The sequence below is a fragment of the Polaribacter sp. genome (genome assembly GCF_039939415.1).
Lineage (GTDB): Bacteria > Bacteroidota > Bacteroidia > Flavobacteriales > Flavobacteriaceae > Polaribacter.
Map to the genome: position 1 here is coordinate 49099 of NZ_JBDVJE010000043.1, position 22288 is coordinate 71386.

General features: G+C 30.0%; 21 protein-coding genes, 1 tRNA gene and 1 riboswitch. Of the genes, 1 reads left to right on the plus strand and 21 read right to left on the minus strand.

All coding sequences use genetic code 11. The features are described from left to right. Window positions 1-7 precede the first annotated feature (7 nt). The 6 genes from ABJG40_RS06515 to ABJG40_RS06540 all read right to left on the minus strand — a co-directional run bounded on the left by ABJG40_RS06515 (window position 8) and on the right by ABJG40_RS06540 (window position 7107). On the minus strand, window positions 8-175 hold the full coding sequence (locus ABJG40_RS06515) for a CcoQ/FixQ family Cbb3-type cytochrome c oxidase assembly chaperone (protein WP_348023771.1): 168 nt from the start codon (window positions 173-175) through the stop codon (window positions 8-10). Window positions 176-179: 4 nt separating this feature from the next. After that, window positions 180-2375, minus strand: coding sequence for a cytochrome-c oxidase, cbb3-type subunit I (gene ccoN, locus ABJG40_RS06520; protein ID WP_348023772.1), 2196 nt, complete (start codon window positions 2373-2375; stop codon window positions 180-182). Window positions 2376-2385: 10 nt separating this feature from the next. Next, window positions 2386-2562 (minus strand): cbb3-type cytochrome oxidase assembly protein CcoS, encoded by a 177-nt coding sequence (gene ccoS / locus ABJG40_RS06525; protein WP_348023773.1) that lies wholly within the window; start codon window positions 2560-2562, stop codon window positions 2386-2388. A gap of 90 nt (window positions 2563-2652) precedes the next feature. Then, window positions 2653-4023: an oxygen-independent coproporphyrinogen III oxidase gene (gene hemN, locus ABJG40_RS06530; RefSeq protein ID WP_348023774.1), complete on the minus strand. Its 1371-nt coding sequence runs from the start codon at window positions 4021-4023 to the stop codon at window positions 2653-2655. A 10-nt stretch (window positions 4024-4033) separates the two neighbouring features. Next, on the minus strand, window positions 4034-4732 hold the full coding sequence (gene deoD, locus ABJG40_RS06535; protein ID WP_348023775.1) for a purine-nucleoside phosphorylase: 699 nt from the start codon (window positions 4730-4732) through the stop codon (window positions 4034-4036). Between the two features lie 2 nt (window positions 4733-4734). Then, complete coding sequence (locus ABJG40_RS06540; RefSeq protein WP_348023776.1) at window positions 4735-7107, minus strand: heavy metal translocating P-type ATPase metal-binding domain-containing protein; 2373 nt, start codon at window positions 7105-7107, stop codon at window positions 4735-4737. Between the two features lie 116 nt (window positions 7108-7223). Between ABJG40_RS06540 and ABJG40_RS06545 the strand changes: the two genes are divergently transcribed. Continuing rightward, the gene (locus ABJG40_RS06545) at window positions 7224-7910 is read left to right on the plus strand and encodes a Crp/Fnr family transcriptional regulator (RefSeq protein WP_348023777.1); all 687 of its coding nucleotides are present in this window, start codon (window positions 7224-7226) and stop codon (window positions 7908-7910) included. A 115-nt stretch (window positions 7911-8025) separates the two neighbouring features. Here the strand turns inward: ABJG40_RS06545 and ABJG40_RS06550 are convergent. The 15 genes from ABJG40_RS06550 to cobA form a co-directional block, all read right to left on the minus strand. Then, window positions 8026-8099: transfer RNA gene (locus tag ABJG40_RS06550), tRNA-Asp, on the minus strand. Between the two features lie 64 nt (window positions 8100-8163). Beyond that, complete coding sequence (locus ABJG40_RS06555) at window positions 8164-9084, minus strand: DUF58 domain-containing protein (protein WP_348023778.1); 921 nt, start codon at window positions 9082-9084, stop codon at window positions 8164-8166. A 1-nt stretch (window position 9085) separates the two neighbouring features. Then, window positions 9086-11644 (minus strand): M1 family aminopeptidase, encoded by a 2559-nt coding sequence (locus ABJG40_RS06560; protein WP_348023779.1) that lies wholly within the window; start codon window positions 11642-11644, stop codon window positions 9086-9088. Between the two features lie 79 nt (window positions 11645-11723). Next, window positions 11724-12041 carry a thioredoxin gene (gene trxA, locus ABJG40_RS06565; protein WP_348023780.1) on the minus strand — a complete coding sequence of 106 codons (318 nt, stop codon included), beginning with the start codon at window positions 12039-12041 and terminating at the stop codon, window positions 11724-11726. Between the two features lie 122 nt (window positions 12042-12163). Continuing rightward, window positions 12164-13120 carry a methylenetetrahydrofolate reductase [NAD(P)H] gene (metF, locus tag ABJG40_RS06570; protein WP_348023781.1) on the minus strand — a complete coding sequence of 319 codons (957 nt, stop codon included), beginning with the start codon at window positions 13118-13120 and terminating at the stop codon, window positions 12164-12166. 91 nt (window positions 13121-13211) lie between these two features. Beyond that, window positions 13212-13448, minus strand: coding sequence for a hypothetical protein (locus ABJG40_RS06575; protein ID WP_348023782.1), 237 nt, complete (start codon window positions 13446-13448; stop codon window positions 13212-13214). Between the two features lie 6 nt (window positions 13449-13454). Beyond that, window positions 13455-16130: a methionine synthase gene (gene metH / locus ABJG40_RS06580; protein ID WP_348023783.1), complete on the minus strand. Its 2676-nt coding sequence runs from the start codon at window positions 16128-16130 to the stop codon at window positions 13455-13457. After that, window positions 16130-16411, minus strand: coding sequence for an antibiotic biosynthesis monooxygenase (locus ABJG40_RS06585; protein WP_348023784.1), 282 nt, complete (start codon window positions 16409-16411; stop codon window positions 16130-16132). The genes metH and ABJG40_RS06585 overlap by 1 nt, the downstream gene beginning before the upstream one ends. A gap of 9 nt (window positions 16412-16420) precedes the next feature. Then, complete coding sequence (locus ABJG40_RS06590; protein WP_348023785.1) at window positions 16421-17419, minus strand: homocysteine S-methyltransferase family protein; 999 nt, start codon at window positions 17417-17419, stop codon at window positions 16421-16423. Between the two features lie 52 nt (window positions 17420-17471). Beyond that, a riboswitch (SAM riboswitch) is annotated at window positions 17472-17595 on the minus strand. A gap of 58 nt (window positions 17596-17653) precedes the next feature. Beyond that, a complete protein-coding gene (gene cysM / locus ABJG40_RS06595) occupies window positions 17654-18541 on the minus strand; it encodes a cysteine synthase CysM (RefSeq protein ID WP_348023786.1) in 888 nt (295 codons plus the stop codon). 1 nt (window position 18542) lies between these two features. Continuing rightward, entirely contained in the window at window positions 18543-19301 is a 759-nt protein-coding gene (gene epsC, locus ABJG40_RS06600; RefSeq protein WP_348023787.1) for a serine O-acetyltransferase EpsC, read from the minus strand. 8 nt (window positions 19302-19309) lie between these two features. Beyond that, window positions 19310-19639 (minus strand): 2Fe-2S iron-sulfur cluster-binding protein, encoded by a 330-nt coding sequence (locus ABJG40_RS06605; protein ID WP_348023788.1) that lies wholly within the window; start codon window positions 19637-19639, stop codon window positions 19310-19312. Between the two features lie 231 nt (window positions 19640-19870). Then, window positions 19871-20926, minus strand: coding sequence for an NAD(P)/FAD-dependent oxidoreductase (locus ABJG40_RS06610; protein ID WP_348023789.1), 1056 nt, complete (start codon window positions 20924-20926; stop codon window positions 19871-19873). A gap of 3 nt (window positions 20927-20929) precedes the next feature. Further along, window positions 20930-21508 (minus strand): bifunctional precorrin-2 dehydrogenase/sirohydrochlorin ferrochelatase, encoded by a 579-nt coding sequence (locus ABJG40_RS06615; protein WP_348023790.1) that lies wholly within the window; start codon window positions 21506-21508, stop codon window positions 20930-20932. A 4-nt stretch (window positions 21509-21512) separates the two neighbouring features. Further along, window positions 21513-22283 (minus strand): uroporphyrinogen-III C-methyltransferase, encoded by a 771-nt coding sequence (cobA, locus tag ABJG40_RS06620; protein ID WP_348023791.1) that lies wholly within the window; start codon window positions 22281-22283, stop codon window positions 21513-21515. Between the last annotated feature and the right edge of the window lie 5 nt (window positions 22284-22288).

Here is a 22288-nt window from a genome sequence, read left to right on the forward strand (position 1 = left end):
TTCGTTTTTATTGATCAAATGGTAAATTACTTACCTTGTTTATATATTCTTTTTTTGCTGTAAGAACCCACCAAAATAAGGCTACAAAAAAAGTAAAGAATATAATTAATGATATCATTGGGTATATTTCTATACCAGTAATACTTTCCATATGGTTTTTTACAAATTTTAACATGTCTTTATTTTTTAGAAATTTTTTGTTCGTCTTTAACTTTTATATCAGTTCCTAAACGTTGTATATATGCTATAACCGCTACAATTTCTCTATTTTTCATTTCTATAAACGTTTCTCCGTTTTCTTGAGCATACTTTTTATCTGCTTCATAATTTTTAGCAAAATCTGGGTCAGAATATAAGTTTTGTTCAATTAAAGTTCCTTGCTCTAACATATGCAGTTGTGCATTTGCAATATCTTCTTCACTATAAGGAACTCCTAAAGTAACCATAGCTTCCATTTTAGCTTCTGTATCAGATTTATCAAGTTCATTTCTAACTAACCATTTGTAAGAAGGCATAATAGAACCTGGTGATGTACTTTGTGGATCGTACATATGGTTTAAGTGCCAGCTGTCATTATATTTCTGACCTATTCTATGTAAGTCTGGTCCTGTACGTTTTGATCCCCATAAAAATGGATGATCATAAACATACTCACCTGCTTTAGAATATTCTCCATAACGCTCAACCTCACTTCTAAAAGGTCTAATCATTTGAGAATGACATCCAACACAACCTTCTCTAATATAAATATCACGTCCTTCTAACTCTAAAGGTGAATAAGGTTTTACACTACTAATTGTTGGAATATTTGAGTCTATTAATAATGTTGGTATAATTTGAACAACACCACCAATTAAAATTGCAATCGTTGCATAAATAGTTAATTTTATTGGTTTTCTTTCTAACCAAGTGTGGTATCCTTCTCCTTTTGTTCTATAAGTTGGTACTTTTGCTAAAGCTGGTGCTTCTGCTAGCTCATCTGTAACATCTGTTCCTGAACTAACTGTTCTAACAACATTATATAACATTACAAATGCACCTAATATAAATAATGACCCTCCAATTGCACGCATCCAATACATTGGTATAATTTCATGTACAGTTTCTAAGAAATTACCATAAGTTAAAGATCCATCAGGATTAAATTGTTTCCACATAGAAGCCTGAACAAAACCCGCTACATACATTGGTAATGTATACATAATAATCCCTAAAGTACCAATCCAAAAATGAAAGTTTGCTAATGCTGTAGAGTATAATTTTGTTTTAAACATTCTAGGAATTAACCAGTACAACATACCAAATGTTAAGAAACCATTCCACGCTAATGCACCCACGTGAACGTGTGCAATAATCCAATCAGAAAAATGAGCAATTGCATTTACATTTTTTAATGATAACATTGGGCCTTCAAAAGTTGCCATACCATAACCAGTAATTGCAACTACCATGAATTTTAAAACAGGATCTGTTCTTACTTTATCCCAAGCTCCACGTAAAGTTAATAACCCATTAATCATACCTCCCCAAGATGGAGCAATTAACATTACAGAAAATGCAACACCTAAGTTTTGAGCCCATTCTGGTAATGCTGTATAAAGTAAATGGTGAGGTCCTGCCCAGATATAAATAAATATTAAAGACCAAAAGTGAACAATAGACAATCTATATGAATAAACAGGTCTATTTGCTGCTTTTGGAACAAAATAATACATTAACCCTAAAAATGGTGTTGTTAAGAAAAATGCCACTGCATTATGCCCATACCACCATTGTACAAGTGCATCTTGTACACCTGCATAAACAGAATAAGATTTTAAGAAAGTAACTGGTAATTCTAAACTGTTAAAAATATGAAGAACAGCCACAGTAACGAAAGTTCCTAAATAGAACCAAATAGCAACATATAAGTGACGTTGTCTTCTTTGTAAAATAGTCCAAATCATATTTACACCAAAAGCAACCCAAACAAGTGCAATTGCAATATCTATTGGCCATTCTAATTCTGCATACTCTTTAGAAGATGTGTAACCTAAAGGTAATGTTATGGCAGCTGCAACAATAATTAATTGCCATCCCCAAAAATTGAAGTTACTTAAAAAGTTACTCGCCATTCTTGCTTTTAACAAACGCTGAAGCGAATAATAAACCCCTGCATAAATTGCGTTACCAACAAAGGCAAAAATCACAGCATTGGTATGTAATGGTCTTAAACGCCCAAAACTAAGCCATGAAATCCCATCTGTAAGATTTGGGAATAAAAACATAAAAGCTAGTAACAATCCTACTGAGAATCCTACAATTCCCCAAAGAAGTGTTGCATAGATGAATTTTTTTACGATCTTATTATCGTAATAAAATTGTTGCATTTCCATAATATTAAATTTAGTCTTTAGTTGATTTTTCTTCTGTATCTTTTACTAATTCATCATCAAATAGCATACGAACTGATGGCGTATATGAATCATCAAATTGCCCAGTTTTAACTGAATAAATAAATGCGATAAAAAATAAGATTGCTACTATTATACTAATAGTTAGTAGTAGGTATATTACGCTCATATCTTGCCTGATAATTGATCCAAAAATAATATTGGTCACTTTTCTAAAACATGATAAATGTCATGTTCACCTAATCTAGAATGATTCTACTTAAATTGTCATTGAAAACAATTGTGTTTTAGGTTTATTCTCTAAAAGGTGAATATCAAAAGCCATACAAATATTTCTTACGTAAGGCCTTGCTTCTTGGGGTATTTTTAAGTTTTTTGATTTTCTATCGATTTGAACTAAACCATCTCGCTCCATTTCTTGTAATAAAGCTAAATGTATTTCGATATTATTTATTCTCATCGATTTTTCTTCCCACGAAGTGGAAAAATGACACATAATATTTAAAATATGTTTTCTGATTACTCTATCTTCTTTTGATAATAAATGCCCTCTAAATATTGGAATTTCTCCTGCATTCACATTTTTTTGATACTCTTTTACAGTTTTTACATTTTGTGCAAATGCATACCAAGAATCTGAAATTGCAGACATCCCTAAACCTATCATTAACTGCGTTTTATTGGCTGTATAACCCATAAAATTTCTGTGCAATGTTTTGTTGATAGTTGCCTTATACAAACTATCTGTTTTTATAGCAAAATGATCCATACCAATTTCTACATATCCTAATTCTGCAAAAAGTTCTTTTCCTATTTCATACAGTTCTCTTTTTTCATCATTCTTTGGCAAATCATTTTCATTAAATCCTCTTTGACCAACTCCTTTTACCCAAGGAACATGTGCGTAACTGTAAAATGAAATTCTATCTGGTTGTAATTCTTTGGTTTTATTAATTGTATGAATTACATTCTCTTTTGTTTGAAATGGTAAACCAAAAATTAAATCGTGACTTACAGAATTGTACCCTATTTCTCTAGCCCATTTTGTTACTTTTTCTACTTCTGAAAAAGGTTGAATTCTATGGATTGCTTTTTGTACAGTTTCATTATAATCTTGTACACCAAAACTCACTCTTGTAAAACCACAATTAAACAATGTTTGTAATTGTTCTTTGGTAGTGTTATTTGGATGCCCTTCAAAACTAAATTCTGCTTCTGGATGTTTATTTGAAAACGCAAAAATACCGTCTATTAAATACTCTAAGTTTTCTTTTGAAAAAAAAGTAGGAGTTCCTCCTCCTAAATGTAATTCTTTAATAATTGGAGTTTCATCAACCAAAGCAACATACAATTTCCATTCTTTTAAAACAGTTTCAATATATTCTTCTTCAACTTCATGACGTTTTGTAATATGCTTATGACACGCACAAAACGTACATAAGCTATCACAAAAAGGCAAATGAATATAAATACTAATTCCTTCTGTAGTATTACTTTCTTTAAAGGATGTTTGAAAAGACTGAATCCAAACTTGTTTATCTATACCTTCTTTATTCCAGTAAGGAACTGTAGGATAACTAGTGTATCTAGGTCCTGGAATATTATATTTTTGTACTAATGATTTTGTCATTTATTTTTTATTAAGAAAGCTCTAAAGCAATTTCAATCATTTCTTTAAAGGTTTGTTCTCTTTCTTCAGAAGTTGTTCTTTCTTTTGTAACTAAACTATCTGAAATTGTTAAAATAGCTAATGCATTTACATTGTGTTTTGCTGCTACTGTATACAAACCAGAAGTTTCCATTTCTACGCATAAAACACCATAATCTGCCCATTTTTTATAACTATCAAACTCATCTGCATAAAATTCATCTGAACTTAAAATTCCACCAGCTTTAATAGGAATGTTTTTGTCTTTAGCAACTTCTATAGCTTTTTGTAATAATTTAAAACTTGCTGTTGGCGCATAATCTGCACCATTAAAACGAATGGTGTTTAAACCAGAATTTGTTGATGCAGCCATTGCTAAAACAATATCTCTAATTTTAACTTCTTTCTGATAAGAACCTGCAGAACCAACTCTTATTAAGTTTTTTACTCCATATTCTGTAATTAATTCTGTAGCATAAATTAATGTAGATGGAATTCCCATTCCTGTTCCTTGAACCGAAATTTTCTTTCCTTTATAAGTTCCTGTAAAACCTAACATTCCGCGAACATCATTGTATTGAACAATGTTTTGCAAAAATGTATCTGCAATCCATTTTGCTCTCATTGGATCTCCTGGTAGTAAAACTGTTTCTGCTATTTCTCCTTTTTTTGCTTCAATGTGAACACTCATAATTATTTTATTTTATTACCCAATAAATTGGTTGATATTGTTGTAAATATTACTATGCTTATAGAACTTAAGGGCATTAAAATTGCTGCAATTACTGGCATTAATTGCCCTGTAACAGCAAAATACAATCCTATTAGATTATAACATAAAGATAAGATAAAGCAGTACCTTATAATTTGTAATGCTTTTTTTGAAGCTCTTATATATGTTTCTATTTTATTAAATTTTGATGCATCTAAAATACCATCACAAGCAGGAGAAAACACATTAATGTTTTCTGACAACGCAATACCTACATCACTTTGAGCTAAGGCACCAGCATCATTTAAACCATCACCAATCATAGCAACAATTTTATTGTTTTTTTGAAGGCTAGCAATAACTTCTAGTTTATCTTCTGGTTTTTGGTTAAACAACAAATTAGTTCCTTCTGGTAAATTTTCTTCTAAATATTTTTTTTCACCTTCATTATCTCCAGAAACTACAGATAAATCATAATCATTTTTTAATGAATTAAACATTTGCTTCACCCCTTTTCTATAAGAGTTTTTAAATATAAATTTTCCTCTATAATCATTATCAATACTTACATAAACAGCAGTATTAAGAGTAGACTTATCATACTCATTTAATACATAAGAAGAAGAACCTAATTTTAACTTAATACCATTATATTCTACTTCTATTCCTTTTCCTACAACTTCTTTATAATTAGAAATGGTTATTGTTTTAACTAGTTCTAAAGAATTGTAAAGTATTCTACTTAAAGGATGATTTGAAGCTCTTAAAGAACTTTTTAAAATACTTTTTTCTAGTTCATTTAACTCAATTCCATTATAAGTTATTGTATTTTCTTTATGTGTTGTTAGGGTACCTGTTTTATCAAAAATTAAAGAATCTACTGCAGCTAACTGCTCTACAACTGTAGCATTTTTTAAATAGAATTTTTCTCTACCAAAAATACGTAACATGTTACCTAGAGTAAAAGGTGCTGCCAATGCAATGGCACAAGGGCAAGCAATAATTAATACAGAAGTAAAAACATTTAAGGCTACACCAACATCAATAAAAAGCCAATATGTAGTAGATACAAAAGCGATGAACAACACAACAATTGTAAAGTTTTTACTAATAGTATCTGTGATGGTTTTAAAAGATGATTTCTTATCTTTTTGAAAAACATCATTACTCCATAATTGTGTTAAATAACTTTGAGAAACTGAAGCTAAAACCTCCATTTCAACAACGCCAGAAAGTTGTTTTCCTCCCGCAAAAATCTTGTCTCCAGATTTTTTAGAAACAGGTGCTGCTTCTCCTGTAACAAAACTGTAATCAATATTTGCATTTCCATTTATTAAAATACCATCTACAGGAATTAATTCGTGATTTCTAATTAATAATCTATCTCCTTTTTCTATATCATAAATCTGTACATTTTCTTCTTTATTTTGCCTTATTCTTGTAACAGCAATTGGGAAATAAGATTTATAATCTCTTTCAAATGATAAGAAATTATATGTTTTTTGTTGAAAAAACTTTCCAAGTAATAAAAAGAAAACCAAACCCGTTAAACTGTCAAAAAAACCGGTTCCTAAATCAAAAATAATTTCTATAGAACTTCTAATAAATAAAACGGAAATACCGAGTGCTATTGGAACATCAATATTTAATATTTTAGACCTTAAACCTTTAAAAGCAGAAATAAAATAATCGCTTCCTGCATAAAAAACTACTGGCAACGAGAAACAAAACATTAACCATCTAAATATACCTTTATAGTTTTCTATCCAAAAACCATCTACCTGAAAATATTCTGGAAAAGAAAGAAACATTACATTTCCAAAAGCAAAACCTGCTATTCCTAATTTATAAATTAAGCTTCTATCAACTACTTTTTTTCCTCCTTCATAATCTTCTAAACTTATATAAGGTTCATAACCTATAGAACTCATTAAAAGCACAATTTCTTTTAAAGACGTTTTAATAGAATTGAAAGTTATTCTTACTGTTTTCTTAGGAAAATTTACTTGAGATGATGATACTTTAGAATTTAGTTTATGCAAATTTTCTAAAACCCATATACATGAACTACAATGAATATGGGGTATAAACAAAGTTACAACCTGTGTATTTCCATCATTAAAATCTAATAATTTTGCTGTAATTTCATTATTATCCAAGAAATCGTATTTTCCCTGAATTTCAGTTGGAATTGCTCCAGGATTGTCTTGAAAATCGTAATAACAAGTTAAATCATTTTTAGAAAAAATTTCGTACACAGTTTTACAACCATTACAACAAAAATATTTATCATCAAATTCTATTAATTTATCATCACAAAAATCACCACAGTGATAACATTGTGTAGATTTCATATTTACTCTTTTGCCTTTTACAAATTTGCAATAAGAAGCTACTTAAAAATATGATATTTATCAGCTTTTAAAATTCAGTGTAAATTATATTTGTACTAGAATTAACGAACCTAATTATGAGTAAATGTGAGCAATGTATAATTCGTCAATTTAATTCTTTAAAACACTTAAGTAGAGAAGAATTAGTTAGAATGTCTAATTGTAAAACTTCTAAAACCATTAAAAAAGGAGAAACTCTTTTTAAAGAAGGAGAACGCTTAAAAGGTATTTTTTGTATTAAAGATGGTATTTGTAAGGTTTCTAAAATGAGTGAAAATGGGAGAAACCAAATTATTAGTTTAGTTACAAAGGGAGATTTGTTAGGAGAAAGAAGTTTAATTTCTGATGAAGCTTCTAACCTTAAAGCTGTAGCATTAAATGAAATGCAAGTTTGTTTTATCCCAAAAGAAGAAATCCTTAAAGATTTATCTAAAAACCCTACTTTTTCTATGAGTGTTCTTAAAGAAATGGCTAAAACATTAAAACAAGCAGATAATATTATTGTAGATATGGCTCAAAAAACAGTTAAACAACGTTTAGCTGAAACTTTGTTAAATTTACACAGTAGATTTGGTACAAGTATAGAAGATACTATTAATATACATCTTTCTAGAGAAGATATTGCTAATATTATTGGTACTGCAACAGAATCTGCAATTCGATTATTATCTGATTTAAAAAAGAAAAAAATTATAGAATTTAAAGGAAAAGATATTTCTATTCTTAATCATAATGAATTAGATAAAATTGCTCAGGGTTTTTAAACTAAAAATTTATAAAACAAAAAAATAATCCAATTAATATAGATCTTTTTTTACTCCTAAAATAACTATAAGTTAAATATACAAAAAAAGCACTTCATAAATGAAGTGCTTTTTGCGGTCTGGACGGGACTCGAACCCGCGACCCCCTGCGTGACAGGCAGGTATTCTAACCAGCTGAACTACCAGACCGTTGCTCTTAGCGGTTGCAAATATACAACGTATTTTTACATCTGCAAACATAAATTGAAAAAAATTATATATTTTTTTTTCTACTTATTAAATAAGAAGTTAAAACTTTATTGTAACCCTCAGATATATCTACAGGGATATAATCAATTTTATACTGTAAGCATTTATTTTTCAATTCCTTAAAATACCCACTAATCAATTCTTTATAATTATTCTGAATATTTTCTGGATAAATATTAATTTCTTCACCTGTTTCTATATCAACAAAATTTTTAGGTGAATTATCAAAATTAAAATTGAATTCTGTTTGTTTATCATAAGTATGGAACAAAATTACTTCGTGCTTATTATATTTTAAATGTCTTAGAGCTTCAAATAATGCTTCATCTTCTTTAGAAGTTTGAAACATATCAGTAAATAAAAAAATCAATGAACGTCTGTGGATCTTTTCTGCTATTTCGTGTAAAAGTCTATACGTTTCTGTAGATGCTTTAGATTCTGAAACTAATAATTGCTCTAATTGATGTAATAACATACTTCTATGCCTATCACTTCCTTTTTCTGGAGCATAATATTCATAGGCATCAGAATAAATACTTAAACCAACTGCATCTCTTTGTCGTTTTAAAATTTCCATTAAAGAAGCAGCTGCAACTGCAGAAAAACCCACTTTATTTAAAGTATTAAGACTTTGCTTTTTTACAACAGGGTAATGCATAGATGCAGAGTTATCAATAATAATATGACATCTTAAATTAGTTTCTTCTTCATATTTTTTGGTATATAATTTTTCTGTTTTTGCAAATAATTTCCAATCTATATGACGTGTACTTTGTCCTTTATTATAAAGTTTATGTTCAGAAAATTCTACAGAAAAACCATGAAAAGGACTTTTATGAATTCCTGTAATAAAACCCTCTACTACTTGTTTTGCAAGTAGGTCTAGATTTTTAATTTCAGAAGATTTAATCTCAGATAAATTCATACTATTTTTTAATGTTTTGTGCTCTAGTTAAATTATCGGTTGTTTGTAATAATTTCTTTAATAAAATTGGATTATAATTAGGGTTTTCTTTTAAGAATTGCTCTAAAATATAAAAAGCTTCTTTAGAAGTATATTTACCAATAGAACTCGCTAACCATCCTTTAGGAAAAAATATATCTCCTGTTAATTGCACCTCTTCAAGTTTATCTAAAATAGATTTTAAATGTTTTATTGATGTTTTTTGTCTTAAGGGATGATGAATATTACTGAGTGCAGATTGCACCCAAGATTCTTTTTCTCTATTTTCTTTTTCTAAAAGTGATTTCATAAAATTATCTCTAACACTTTCTTTTGCTGACAAAGATGGTAATAGCCATTTAAATCGTTCTAATCTATCTGGATTTGAAATTCTTTTTTGTTGTAAACTTAAAATATCTTCTGCTTTAGCATGTTTTAGAATTACTAAATTCATTGCAAGTGCAGTAAAATCATTTTCATTTAAAAATAAATTTTTTATTTTCTTTTTGCCACTCCAAATTTGATATAAATTTTCTTTTCCTTCTTCAGATATTGCAATTGATTTATACACACTAAACAGGGTTCTTTTAATATTTGCTGGCAATTCTTTTTTTAATAAATCAGTAAAACTATTTTCAGTTTTATTTTGAATATTATTTTGTTGTTCTGGAGTTAAAAAACTCCAAAAAATAGTTTGAATTCTTCCTGACAAATAGCTTATAACTAATTCGTTTTTTTCTGTATGAATTGCATCTAAAAACACTTGATACGTTTCTAAAGGAGTTATATTTTTAACCAACATATTTTCATATAAATTAATAAATTGATAACCTCTAGAAACTGCATCTTTAATATCTTTATAGGTATTTATTTCATCTTTATAAATAGGAAAAACACCATATCCAAAACCATTTACATTGTATAAAACCTGACCTGGTTTAAAATCTTTTACAGCTTCTGTAATATCAAAAGATTTTTCCATGTTTTTTAGATTAATCGTCTTCTCATAACCTCTTTTATCTTTTAATTGAATTTTAAAAGACTGTACCCAAACTTTATTAGAACCATCTTCTGCGTTTTGATGAACAATAAACTTAGTAACATTTCCTTTTTCATTGTATTCTATTTCTTCAGAAAAAACAGGTCTTCCAGAAGAATTTACCCAAACATCACTCCAATTTTTAATATTACCAGGAGATTTCTTGTCTAAAATAGCAACCAATTCATTCCAATCTGCGTTAGAATTTAAATACGTTTTAATGTATTCTTGCACACCTTCTTTAAAAGCTTCTTCACCTAATAAATATTCTAATTGGCGCATCATAATTGGCGCTTTGTTATAAATGATTCTTCCGTATAAAGAACCTGCATTTTTTAAATTATCTAAATTTTGACGAATAGCATTTGTACCCTTTGTTCTGTCTTCAGAATACGCACTTGGATAATGAGACATCATAAAATTTAAATCGTGATTTATCTCTGGAAAAACAGGATTCATGATTTTATCTGCCATAAAATTAGCAAAGACTTCTTTCATCCAAACATCATTAAACCAACGCATAGTTACCAAATCTCCAAACCACATATGTGATGTTTCGTGTGCAATTAATTTAGCTCTACTTAATTTTCTGCGTTGAGTTGCATTCTTATCTAAAAATAAATGTGATTCCCTGTATTGAATTGCACCCACATGTTCCATACCTCCATATTGAAAAGGCGGAATTGCAGCAAAATCCATTTTAGAATAAGGAAATTTTATTTGCGTATAATCTTCTAAAAAATCAATTGATTGTTGATGAATATTAAATACCTTATCAATACTTTCTGCAATCTTTTCGTCATTGTTTTCTCTATAGAGAAAACGCATATCAAATGCTCCTGGGTTTTTAGTTTCTTCTGTAAATTTACCTGCAACAAAAGAAAACAAATACGTACTCATTAAATCTGAAGTTGCAAAAGTATGTTCTATAAAATCATTTATTTCTAAACTGCTTTCTTCGAAAGCACTTGTTAAAACTTTCCAATCTTTTGGCGCAGTAATTCTTAAATTATATTTTGCTTTTATATCTGGTTGATCAAAACAAGGAAACAATGTACTTGCTCTGTCTGGCACTAATAAAGTATATAAAAACTCTTCATTTCTATTGAGTGATTTTTCTCCTGCATCAAAAAGTATTTCAACAGAATTACTTCCTAAAACTAATTTTGTTTTATCAATAATTACATGTTCTTTTTGATGATTTATTAAAGAAGTTTCACCATTGATTTTTACAGATTTCAACTTAGAAGTTTCTTCATTAAAATCTAAAAAAACATCATTTTTTAAATCATTAATAGTAAAGTTAACTTCTAATTTAGAAGCAATAAGATTTTCTTTTTCCTTCGGAATTTTAAAATCTAAATTATAAATAACATCAGAAATTTGTTGTTTTCTATATTTAGCTAATTCAAAAGAAATTCCTTTTTCTAATTTTAAAGATTCTTCTTGTTTACAAGAAATCAAAATAAAAAAGCAAGCAATAAATGAGAGATAAAATTTCATAAAAAAAAATTAGATTCTAAAAATAAAAAAAGGTTTGACGTTAGCCAAACCTTTATCTTATTTAATATGTTAATACTACTTATATAGCAGCATCAATTTTACCTGTGTAAACATTTTTAGGAGCAACTCCTACTTGTTTATCTACAACTTCTCCGTTTTTAAAGATTAAAACAGTTGGTATATTTCTTACACCATATTTAGCCGCAAATTCTTGGTTAGCATCAACATCAACTTTACCAACAACAGCTTTACCATCGTATTCTGCATGAATTTCATCAACAATTGGCCCAACCATTCTACAAGGTCCACACCAAGCAGCCCAAAAATCTACTAAAACTGGTTTGTCAGATTGTAATACTAGTTCGTCAAAGTTTGCGTCTGTTATTTCTAATGCCATTTTCTATATTTTTTAAATTGTTATTTCTATTTTAAGATACAAAAGTAAACAATTTATTTACTTTCTTGTTTTCAAAAAAATTACTTTTTACTATTTATCTATAAATAGTCTTTATCTTACATTTAAAACAACTCAGATGCAATTGCCTGAATGTTATCACTTTTACCCATAGAATAATAGTGTAAAACAGGCACTCCTGCAGCTAATAATTCTTTAGATTGTTGTATTGCAAACTCTACACCAACTTGTCTTACAGCCTTATTATCTTTACAACTATCTACAGCATCAATTAAATCTTGTGGCAAATCTATTTTAAAAACCTGTGGTAAAATTTGTAAATGTCTTTTTACTGCTAAAGGTTTAATTCCTGGAATAATTGGCACATTAATTCCTATTTCTTTGGCAGCTTTTACAAACTCGAAATATTTATTGTTATCAAAAAACATTTGCGTAACCACATAATCTGCACCAGCATCTACTTTTTCTTTTAGTCGTCTTAAATCTGATACTAAAGACGGAGCTTCCATATGCTTTTCTGGATACCCAGCAATACCAATACAAAAATCTGAATAATGTTCTACATTTACATTATCGTGTAAATATTTTCCTTTATTTAAATCAGAAATTTGAGAAACTAAATCACTTGCAAAAGCATTCCCTCCTTTTACAGGCTTAAAATACGGTTCATCTTTCATAGAATCTCCACGTAAAGCCATTACATTATCCAATCCTAAATAATGGCAATCTACCAAAACATACTCTGTTTCTTCTTTTGTAAAACCTCCACATAATAAATGTGGTATAGCATCTACTTGATATTTATGCATTATTGAGGCACAAATACCTACAGTTCCTGGTCGCATTCTGGTAATTCTCTTATCTAAAAGTCCATTTCCTTTATCTAAATAAACATACTCTTCTCTCGAAGTTGTAACGTCTATAAAAGGTGGATTAAACTCCATTAAAGGATCTATATTGTTGTATAAATCTTGAATGTTTTTTCCTTTTTTTGGCGGAATTACTTCAAATGAAAATAAAGTTTTTCCGTTTGCATTTTTAATATGATCTGTAACTTTCATTTTATTTTATTTTTGCGTTTCCTTTCAGGTCGCGCTTTTCTCTATATCTTTTTTGAAAAAACAAAAAAGGATGCCGTTTCAATCGCTAACGCTACTTACTTAATAGCTTCTTTACATCTTCGAAAGCTTCTTTATATTCCCAATAAATCCATCTTCCATCAACATAATCTGTTAAAATATATTTTTCGCTCAAAGATTTAATTCTTGAAACTGCAATTAATTTTTTACCAAAATTCTTAGCAGGAACTTGTACTATAATTTCTTTGTTTTGATTATCGTAACCATGAGAAATAATATAACTACCTAATGTTAATTCTATAAATTCCATATTCAATTATTGGTCTGCAATATTAGGGTGTAACCATTTTCTTGCTTTCTCTTTTTTAATTCCTTTACGTTCAGAATAATCAGTTATTTGATCATCAGTAATTTTACCTAAACCAAAATATTTTGCTTCTTTATTTGCAAAATAATATCCAGAAACTGCTGCTGCTGGCCACATTGCCAAACTTTCTGTTAACTTTACTCCTATTTGAGCTTCAACATCTAGTAAATCCCAAATAGTTTCTTTTTCTAAATGATCAGGACAAGCAGGATAACCAGGTGCAGGACGAATTCCTTTATAACTTTCTTTAATTAAATCGTCATTAGATAATTCTTCGTCAAAAGAATAACCCCAATGTTTTGTTCTAATTTGTTTGTGCAAATATTCTGCAAAAGCTTCTGCAAAACGGTCTGCAATTGCTTGCGCCATAATTCCGTTATAATCATCTTCTTTTGCTCTGTAACTATCTGCTAATTCTTGAGCTCCAAAAATTCCTACACAAAAGGCGCCCATATAATCTGTTAACCCAGTTTCTTTTGGAGCAATAAAATCTGCCAAGGCATGATTAGGTATTCCTTCTCTTTTCTTTAATTGCTGACGTAAAGTTCTAAAAATTGCTATTTCTTCTCCTTTTTTCTGAATAGAAATATCATCTTCATTTATAGAATTGGCTTCAAACAAACCAAAAATTGCTTTTGGTTTTAGTAATTGTTTTGCAATAATTTCTTCAATCATTGCTTGAGCTTCTTCGTACATTATTGATGCTTGTTCACCAACAACCTCATCTGTTAAAATAGCTGGAAATTTACCATGCAAATCCCAACTTCTAAAAAACGGACTCCAATCTATAAAGGGCACTAATTCTTTTAAACTTAATTGTTCTAACGTCTGAATTCCTAACTCTTTAGGTTTTACAATTTCAGAAGTATCCCAATCAATTTTATATTTACGTTTACGAGCTTCATCAATAGAAATATATGATTTTTCTTTACCTCGTTTTAAAAACTTGGTTCTAAATTCATCATAATTTTTCTTTAAATCTGCAACGTATTGATTATTTGTTTTCTTGTTTAATAAGTCTCCAACAACAGTTACTGCTCTAGAAGCATCATTAACATGCACAACTGCATTTTTATATTGTGTATCTATTTTAACGGCTGTGTGCGCTTTAGAGGTTGTTGCTCCCCCAATTAACAATGGCAACTCAAAGTTTTGACGTTCCATTTCTTTGGCTAAATACACCATTTCATCTAAAGAAGGCGTAATTAAACCACTTAAACCAATAGCATCTACATTTTCTCTTTTGGCTGCTTCAATAATTTTTTCTGGCGGAACCATTACTCCTAAATCTACAATCTCGTAATTGTTACAACCTAAAACGACAGACACAATATTTTTACCAATATCATGAACATCACCTTTTACAGTTGCCATTAAAATTTTACCTAAAGCTTTTTGCTCTTCTCCTTTTTCTGCTTCAATAAATGGATTTAAATAAGCAACTGCTTTTTTCATAACTCTTGCAGATTTTACTACTTGTGGCAAAAACATTTTTCCTGCTCCAAATAAATCTCCAACCACATTCATACCAATCATTAAGTTGCCTTCAATAACTTCAATTGGTTTTTCTGCAATTTGTCTAGCTTCTTCTACATCTTCAATAATAAAAGCATCAATTCCTTTTACTAACGCATGCGTAATTCTATCTTGTAAAGAGTTTTCTCTCCAAGATAAATCTACCGTTTTCTCTTTTTTAGAACCTTTTACAGTTTCAGCAAAATCTAATAAACGTTCAGTTGCATCATCTCTTCTATCAAGAATTACATCTTCTATGTGTTCTAATAAATCTTTTGGGATATCATCATACACCTCTAACATTGCAGGATTAACAATTCCCATATTCATACCAGCTTGAATCGCATAATATAAAAACACAGAGTGCATTGCTTCTCTTACTCCATTGTTTCCTCTAAAAGAAAACGAAACGTTACTTACACCTCCACTTACAGAAACATTTTCTAGATTTTCTCTTACCCAACGTGTTGCTTCAATAAAATCGATCGCATTTTTTCTATGCTCATCCATTCCTGTAGCAACAGGAAATATATTTAAATCGAAAATAATATCTTCACTAGGAAAACCAACTTTGTTAACTAAAACGTCATAAGAACGTTGTGCAATTTCTATTCTACGCTGGTAAGTATCTGCTTGTCCAACTTCATCAAAAGCCATAACAATTACAGCAGCTCCATAACGTTTTACAAGTTTAGCTTCTCTAATAAACTTTTCTTCTCCTTCTTTTAAAGAAATAGAATTTACTACACATTTACCTTGTACAACTTGTAAACCAGCTTCAATGATTTCCCATTTAGAACTGTCAATCATCATTGGCACTCTACAAATATCTGGCTCTGCAGCTATCAAATTTAAAAAACGAACCATAGCTTCTTTTCCATCTAGAAGTCCATCATCCATATTAATATCAACAATTTGTGCACCACCATCTACTTGATGTCTTGCTATTGCTAAAGCTTCATCAAATTTTTCTTCTTTAATTAATCGTAAAAACTTACGAGAACCTGCAACATTTGTACGTTCTCCAACATTTATAAAATTGCTATTTTCATTCAAGATTAGGGGTTCTAATCCTGATAAACGCATGTATTTTGATTGTTTTATCTTCATTACTTATAATGTTCTACTGTTGGAAAAGGTTCATAAAAATGATGCAATAATGCTTTCCATTCTTGATATTCATCTGATTTTCTAAATCCGATTTCGTGATCTTCAATTGTTTCCCAATTTACTAATAAAATATACTTATTATCTTCTTCTATACATCTCTTTAATTGATGAGAAACATATCCTTTCATTGAAGAAATAATAATTTCAGCTTTTTTAAAATTATCTTCAAAGTCATTAGAAAGACCTTCTTTAACATTTAAAACTGCTACTTCTAAAATCATAACTAAATTCTATATTGTTTCAGTATGACGTGGTTTATATTTTGCTGCAATATTTGCAATTACTCTAATGTGTTCTGGACTTGTTCCACAACATCCGCCAATTATATTGATTAAATCTTTCTTTAAATATTCTTCAATTTGTGCTCCCATTTCTTCTGGAGTTTCATCATATTCTCCAAAAGCATTTGGTAATCCTGCATTTGGATGCGCAGAAATTCCGAAATTAGTTTTACCTGCAATTGCCTCTAAATGTGGCTGTAATAAATTGGCTCCTAATGCACAATTAAAACCAACTGTTAACAATGGAATGTGAGATACTGAAATTAAAAAAGCTTCTGCTGTTTGACCAGACAAAGTTCTTCCTGAAGCATCTGTAATTGTTCCACTTAACATGGTAGGCATTTCAATACCCCTTTCATCTTTTACTTCTTCAATAGCAAACAAAGCTGCTTTTGCGTTTAAAGTATCAAATACAGTTTCTACCAATAATAAATCTACACCACCATCAACTAAAGCTTCTACCTGTTGTTTATAAGCAATTCTTAATTCATCAAAAGTTACTGCTCTATAACCAGGATCATTTACATCTGGAGACATACTTGCAGTTCTGTTTGTTGGTCCTATTGATCCTGCTACAAAACGCGGTTTATGTGGTTCTTTGGCTGTAAATTCTTCTGCTACTTCTTTAGCTATTTTTGCAGATTGATAATTTAGTTCATATACTAAATCTTCCATCTGATAATCTGCCATAGCTATAGTAGTACCAGAAAAAGTATTGGTTTCTACAATATCTGCACCTGCTTCAAAATATTTACCATGAATGGTTTTAATTGCTTCTGGTTGCGTGATTGATAGTAAATCATTATTACCTTGTAAAGGTGTTGGATAGTCTTTAAAGCGTTCTCCTCTAAAATCTTCTTCCGTGAATTTATAGGCTTGTAGCATAGTACCCATAGCACCATCTAAAACCAAAATTCTTTCTTGTAAAGCTTTGTAAATATTTGACATTCCTGAAAATTAATTTTTGTTGTTATCAGGAAAAGAAGGATTGGTATTCTATCCGTTATCTCTCTGTTTTCTTCCAGTAGAAATTAGCACCTTCTTTTAGATACTGAATAGATTTCAGCATAAAAGGGTTGCCAAGGTTTCCTTGGGTCTAATCCCTCAACCTTTCTTGATAACAATATTAAATAATGAACTAGTTCGTTGCAAATTAACGAACTTTTTTTTTGTTTTTATAATTTATTGAAAGATATCTGATGACAAATAGCGATCTCCTCTATCACAAATAATAGCTACTACAACACCTTTATCTATTGAGTTTGCTACTTTTATAGCAGTAGCAACAGAACCTCCACTACTCATTCCTGCAAAGATACCTTCTTCATTCGCTAATTTAATAGTCATTTCTCTAGCTTCTTCTTCACTAACCTCTAAAACTTGGTCTACTTTCTTTGCTTTAAAGATAGCTGGCATATATTCTTCAGACCATTTTCTAATTCCAGGAATTCTTGCCCCGTCTTTAGGCTGTGCTCCAATAATTGTAATGTCTTCGTTTTTCTCTTTTAAATAATCCGAAACGCCTGTAATTGTACCTGTTGTTCCCATTGCAGATACAAAGTGAGTTACTTGTCCTTCTGTATCTCTCCAAATTTCTGGTCCTGTAGTATTATAATGTGCTTTAGGATTATCAAAATTATCAAACTGATTTAAACGAAAATATCCTTTTTTATACTTTAATTTTAATGCATGATCTATTGCACCTTCCATCCCTTTTTCTGCAGGAGTTAATATTACTTCTGCTCCATATGCACGCATCGTTTTTACTCTTTCTATGGTAGAGTTTTCTGGCATTGTAATTACCATATTTACACCCAAAACTTTTGCCATTAAAGCTAAAGCAATACCCGTATTTCCACTAGTAGCTTCTACCAAAGTATCTCCTTTTCTGATATTTTTTCTTTTAATTGCTTCAGAAATCATATAGTAAGCAGCTCTATCTTTAACACTTCCTCCAGGGTTATTACCCTCTAGTTTTAATAATAAAGTAACTCCTTCTTTTTTGAAAATATTTTGTGCTTCAACAAGTGGTGTGTTTCCAACAAAATCAATAATACTTTTGGTTTTCATACTAATTTTTTTTTTGAAAAATATTGTTTTCTGATTGTACTGTAACTATTGAATTTTCTGGAATAGCATCTGTTATGCAAACATTTGCTCCTATTACTGAATTTGCTCCTATTACAACATCACCTCCTAAAATAGTTGCATTTGCATAAATGGTTACTCCATTTTCTATGGTTGGATGTCTTTTTGTAGAGGCTAAACTCTTTTTTACTTGTATACCTCCTAAAGTTACACCTTGAAAAATTTGTACATTATCTTTAATTACTGTTGTTTCACCAATTACAATTCCGGTTGCATGATCTATAAAAAAAGAGTCTCCGATTTCTGCTCCTGGATGAATATCTGTACCTGTTGAACTATGTGCAAATTCGCTCATCATTCTTGGTAAAACAGGAACTTCTAATTTTAATAATTTATGACTTAAACGATGAACAGCTATTGCATAAAACCCAGGATACGCTAAATATACTTCTTCTAAACTTTTGCAAGCAGGATCATTTCTTTCTGCTGCTGCTGCATCTAAATCTAATCTTTGTCTTATTGTTATAAAAGAATCTTCAAATTGATTCCATAATTCTTGTCCATTTTCAACAGATAATCTATCTAAAATTTTTAGAAACATTATTCTTGTTTCTGGACCACTTTCGGTTAAATGATTTACATCAAACAAATTATTAATTAACTGTTTGGTAAAATCACCTACAGCATGTCTTAAACACATGCTGTAGTTTTTAAACGCAACTATTTGTTCTATTTCTTTCATTTACAGCCCTAAGATTCTGGTGCTAATGTTACTTCTAAACCTTCCATTTCTGGTGTCATTTGTATTTGACAACCTAATCTACTATTATCTTCTACATCAAAAGCTTCTGCTAACATTGCATCTTCATCTTCTGACATTTCTGGTAATTCTGTATCTGAAGTTACGTAACATTGACAAGAAGCACACATAGCCATTCCTCCACAAATACCAATTGTACCTTCTTCTGCCAATTCGTAAGAACGAACAACTTCCATTAGGTTCATTGCCATATCTGTTGGTGCAACTATCTCATGTGTTTCACCATTTCTATCTGTTATTTTAATATTGATGTCTTGCATCTATTTTTCTTTTATTTATGCTGTCTGCAAATTTATACAAACCTAACAAATTTATACTTAGATTGTTCTTAAATAAACAAGAAAGCCAATAAGGTTTAAATTCGCAATTCATTGCAAGAAAGCAATTAGTTTCAGACATGTTTAGCCCAGATTGAAGCATTTGTTTGAGCTCTTTTTGCTTTTTTATGCAAAAAAGCGAGTGCTGAAAGCTGGAAATAGCTTCTTAAAAAATTACTCAATTGCTTTTACAACTGCTTTTGGCGCTTCTTTTTTTGTTCCATCGAAACCTTCTACACCACCAACTGTAGTATATTTCATTACATACTTCTTATCTGGAAAGATTCTTTTATAGGCACTTTGACACATTAAAGTTGCTTCGTGAAAACCACAAAGAATCAATTTTAATTTTCCTGGATACGTGTTAACATCTCCTATAGCATAAATTCCTGGAATATTTGTTTGATAATCTAAAGCGTTATTTACCTTGATTGCGTTTTTCTCGATTTCTAATCCCCAGTTTGCAATTGGCCCTAATTTGGGAGACAATCCGAATAAAGGAATAAAGTGATCTGTATCAATAGTAAAAGGTTCTTCACCTTTTTTCTCTACAGAAACACCAGTAACTTTATCATCACCAACAATTCCTTTTACTTCTGCAGGAGTTATCATTGTAATTTTTCCTGCATTTTTTAATTCTTGTACTTTTTCTACAGAATCTAAAGCTCCTCTAAATTCGTTTCTTCTGTGAATTAATGTTACTTCTGATGCAACATCTGATAAGAAAATTGCCCAATCTAAAGCAGAATCTCCACCTCCAGAAATTACAACTTTTTTATCTCTATATAATTCTGGTTCTTTAATAATGTATTCTACTCCATTATCTTCAAACTTTTCTAGGCTTTCAATTTTTGGTTTTCTTGGTTCGAAAGAACCTAATCCACCTGCAATTGCAACAATTTTAGCATGATGTTTTGTTCCTTTATTTGTTGTAACAATAAAAGTACCATCTTCTTGTTTGTCTATTGTTTCTGCTCTTTCTCCTAAAGTAAAACCTGGCTCAAACTGTTTTGTTTGCTCTAACAATTTATCTGTTAAATCTCCTGCTAAAATTTCTGGATACGCAGGAATATCATAAATAGGTTTCTTTGGATAAATCTCTGAACATTGTCCTCCAGGTTGTGGTAATGCATCAATTAAATGACACTTTAATTTTAATAAACCTGCTTCAAAAATTGTGAATAATCCTGTTGGTCCTGCTCCAATAATTAGTATATCTGTTGTAATCATAATCTACTTTTTTTCAACTAAACTTTTTGTGAATTCGTTTAATTTTTCTACTTTTTCCTCAAAGTCTCCTTTGATGGTTTTTCTGTATTCGTTTAAATTTTTAACTAAATCATCTATATTTTCTGGAATTACTTCCTCAAAAAATTGACGTAATCTTTTGGCTGTTGTTGGTGATTTACCGTTTGTAGAAATTGCCACTTTTACATTTCCTTTGGTAACAATACCTCCCATATAAAAATCGCAATATGGTGGATTATCAGCAACATTAACCAAAATACTTCTCTTTCTACAATGTTTGTATACTGTTTCATTTACCTTAGGAATATCTGTTGTTGCTACAACAATGTGTTTTCCTTTTAAGTAACGTTTACTGTATTTTTTATTGATAAATTTTACATTCCCTTTTTTCGCTAATGTTTTTGTGCCTTCTCTAAACATTGGAGAAACCATTGTTACATTTGCATCTGGACTAGATTTTAACAAAAAAGTCAATTTTTCTTCAGCCACAAAACCTCCACCAACAATTAAAACTTGCAAGTTTTTAGTTTTTAAAAAAATAGGATATAAATTATTTCTTTCCATAAAACTATCCCTTAAAATCGTTTGCAAATTGTTGTTGAATATCTAAAATTGCTTGACGGTGTTTAACAACTTCTCCTAAAACAATAATTGCTGGATTTTTCAATTCCTTTTCAGCAACGATACTTTCTATAGTATCTACAGTTCCAATTCCTACTTTTTCTCTTGGAGTTGTTCCTCTTTGAATAATTGCTACTGGTAAACTATTTTTAGCTTCAGCTTGAAACAATTTTACAATCTGAGGCAACTTACTCATTCCCATTAAAACAACTACAGTTGCATTTGACTTTGCTGCAAACTCAATATCGTTAGAAATTTTATGATCTTTAGTTGTACCTGTAATTACCCAAAAACTTTCTGCACTTCCGCGTTTAGTTAACGGTATGTTTTGATAGGCAGCAACAGCTAATGATGACGAAATACCTGGAACAATATTAACCTCTAATCCAAGATTTGCAGCATATTCCATTTCTTCTGCTCCTCTTCCAAAAATAAAAGGATCTCCACCTTTTAAACGAACTACATGCCCACTAGAATTTGCTCTTTGTACAATTAGTTCATTAATTTGTTCTTGTTGATATGTATAACAACCTCTTCGTTTTCCAACAAAAATTTGTTCTGCTTCTGGGTTGATATAATCTAACAATTCTTCATTAACCAAAGCATCATACAAAACAACATCTGCTGTTCTTAAAACCTTAATAGCTTTTACTGTGATTAAATCTATATCTCCAGGACCAGCTCCTACTACTGTTAACTTTGGTGTTTTGAATTTCATAATTT

What these genes read in the sequence shown, in the direction of transcription:
- ABJG40_RS06615 (WP_348023790.1), bottom strand. Translation starts at nt 21,508, where the DNA reads ATGGAAAGAAATAATTTATATCCTATTTTTTTAAAAACTAAAAACTTG.
- ccoS (WP_348023773.1), bottom strand. Translation starts at nt 2,562, where the DNA reads ATGAGCGTAATATACCTACTACTAACTATTAGTATAATAGTAGCAATC.
- metF (WP_348023781.1), bottom strand. Translation starts at nt 13,120, where the DNA reads ATGAAAGTTACAGATCATATTAAAAATGCAAACGGAAAAACTTTATTT.
- ABJG40_RS06585 (WP_348023784.1), bottom strand. Translation starts at nt 16,411, where the DNA reads ATGATTTTAGAAGTAGCAGTTTTAAATGTTAAAGAAGGTCTTTCTAAT.
- cobA (WP_348023791.1), bottom strand. Translation starts at nt 22,283, where the DNA reads ATGAAATTCAAAACACCAAAGTTAACAGTAGTAGGAGCTGGTCCTGGA.
- epsC (WP_348023787.1), bottom strand. Translation starts at nt 19,301, where the DNA reads ATGAAAGAAATAGAACAAATAGTTGCGTTTAAAAACTACAGCATGTGT.
- ABJG40_RS06555 (WP_348023778.1), bottom strand. Translation starts at nt 9,084, where the DNA reads ATGAATTTATCTGAGATTAAATCTTCTGAAATTAAAAATCTAGACCTA.
- trxA (WP_348023780.1), bottom strand. Translation starts at nt 12,041, where the DNA reads ATGGCATTAGAAATAACAGACGCAAACTTTGACGAACTAGTATTACAA.
- ABJG40_RS06590 (WP_348023785.1), bottom strand. Translation starts at nt 17,419, where the DNA reads ATGTCAAATATTTACAAAGCTTTACAAGAAAGAATTTTGGTTTTAGAT.
- deoD (WP_348023775.1), bottom strand. Translation starts at nt 4,732, where the DNA reads ATGAGTGTTCACATTGAAGCAAAAAAAGGAGAAATAGCAGAAACAGTT.
- hemN (WP_348023774.1), bottom strand. Translation starts at nt 4,023, where the DNA reads ATGACAAAATCATTAGTACAAAAATATAATATTCCAGGACCTAGATAC.
- ABJG40_RS06545 (WP_348023777.1), top strand. Translation starts at nt 7,224, where the DNA reads ATGAGTAAATGTGAGCAATGTATAATTCGTCAATTTAATTCTTTAAAA.
- ABJG40_RS06515 (WP_348023771.1), bottom strand. Translation starts at nt 175, where the DNA reads ATGTTAAAATTTGTAAAAAACCATATGGAAAGTATTACTGGTATAGAA.
- cysM (WP_348023786.1), bottom strand. Translation starts at nt 18,541, where the DNA reads ATGAAAACCAAAAGTATTATTGATTTTGTTGGAAACACACCACTTGTT.
- ABJG40_RS06540 (WP_348023776.1), bottom strand. Translation starts at nt 7,107, where the DNA reads ATGAAATCTACACAATGTTATCACTGTGGTGATTTTTGTGATGATAAA.
- ABJG40_RS06575 (WP_348023782.1), bottom strand. Translation starts at nt 13,448, where the DNA reads ATGGAATTTATAGAATTAACATTAGGTAGTTATATTATTTCTCATGGT.
- ccoN (WP_348023772.1), bottom strand. Translation starts at nt 2,375, where the DNA reads ATGGAAATGCAACAATTTTATTACGATAATAAGATCGTAAAAAAATTC.
- metH (WP_348023783.1), bottom strand. Translation starts at nt 16,130, where the DNA reads ATGAAGATAAAACAATCAAAATACATGCGTTTATCAGGATTAGAACCC.
- ABJG40_RS06560 (WP_348023779.1), bottom strand. Translation starts at nt 11,644, where the DNA reads ATGAAATTTTATCTCTCATTTATTGCTTGCTTTTTTATTTTGATTTCT.
- ABJG40_RS06605 (WP_348023788.1), bottom strand. Translation starts at nt 19,639, where the DNA reads ATGCAAGACATCAATATTAAAATAACAGATAGAAATGGTGAAACACAT.
- ABJG40_RS06610 (WP_348023789.1), bottom strand. Translation starts at nt 20,926, where the DNA reads ATGATTACAACAGATATACTAATTATTGGAGCAGGACCAACAGGATTA.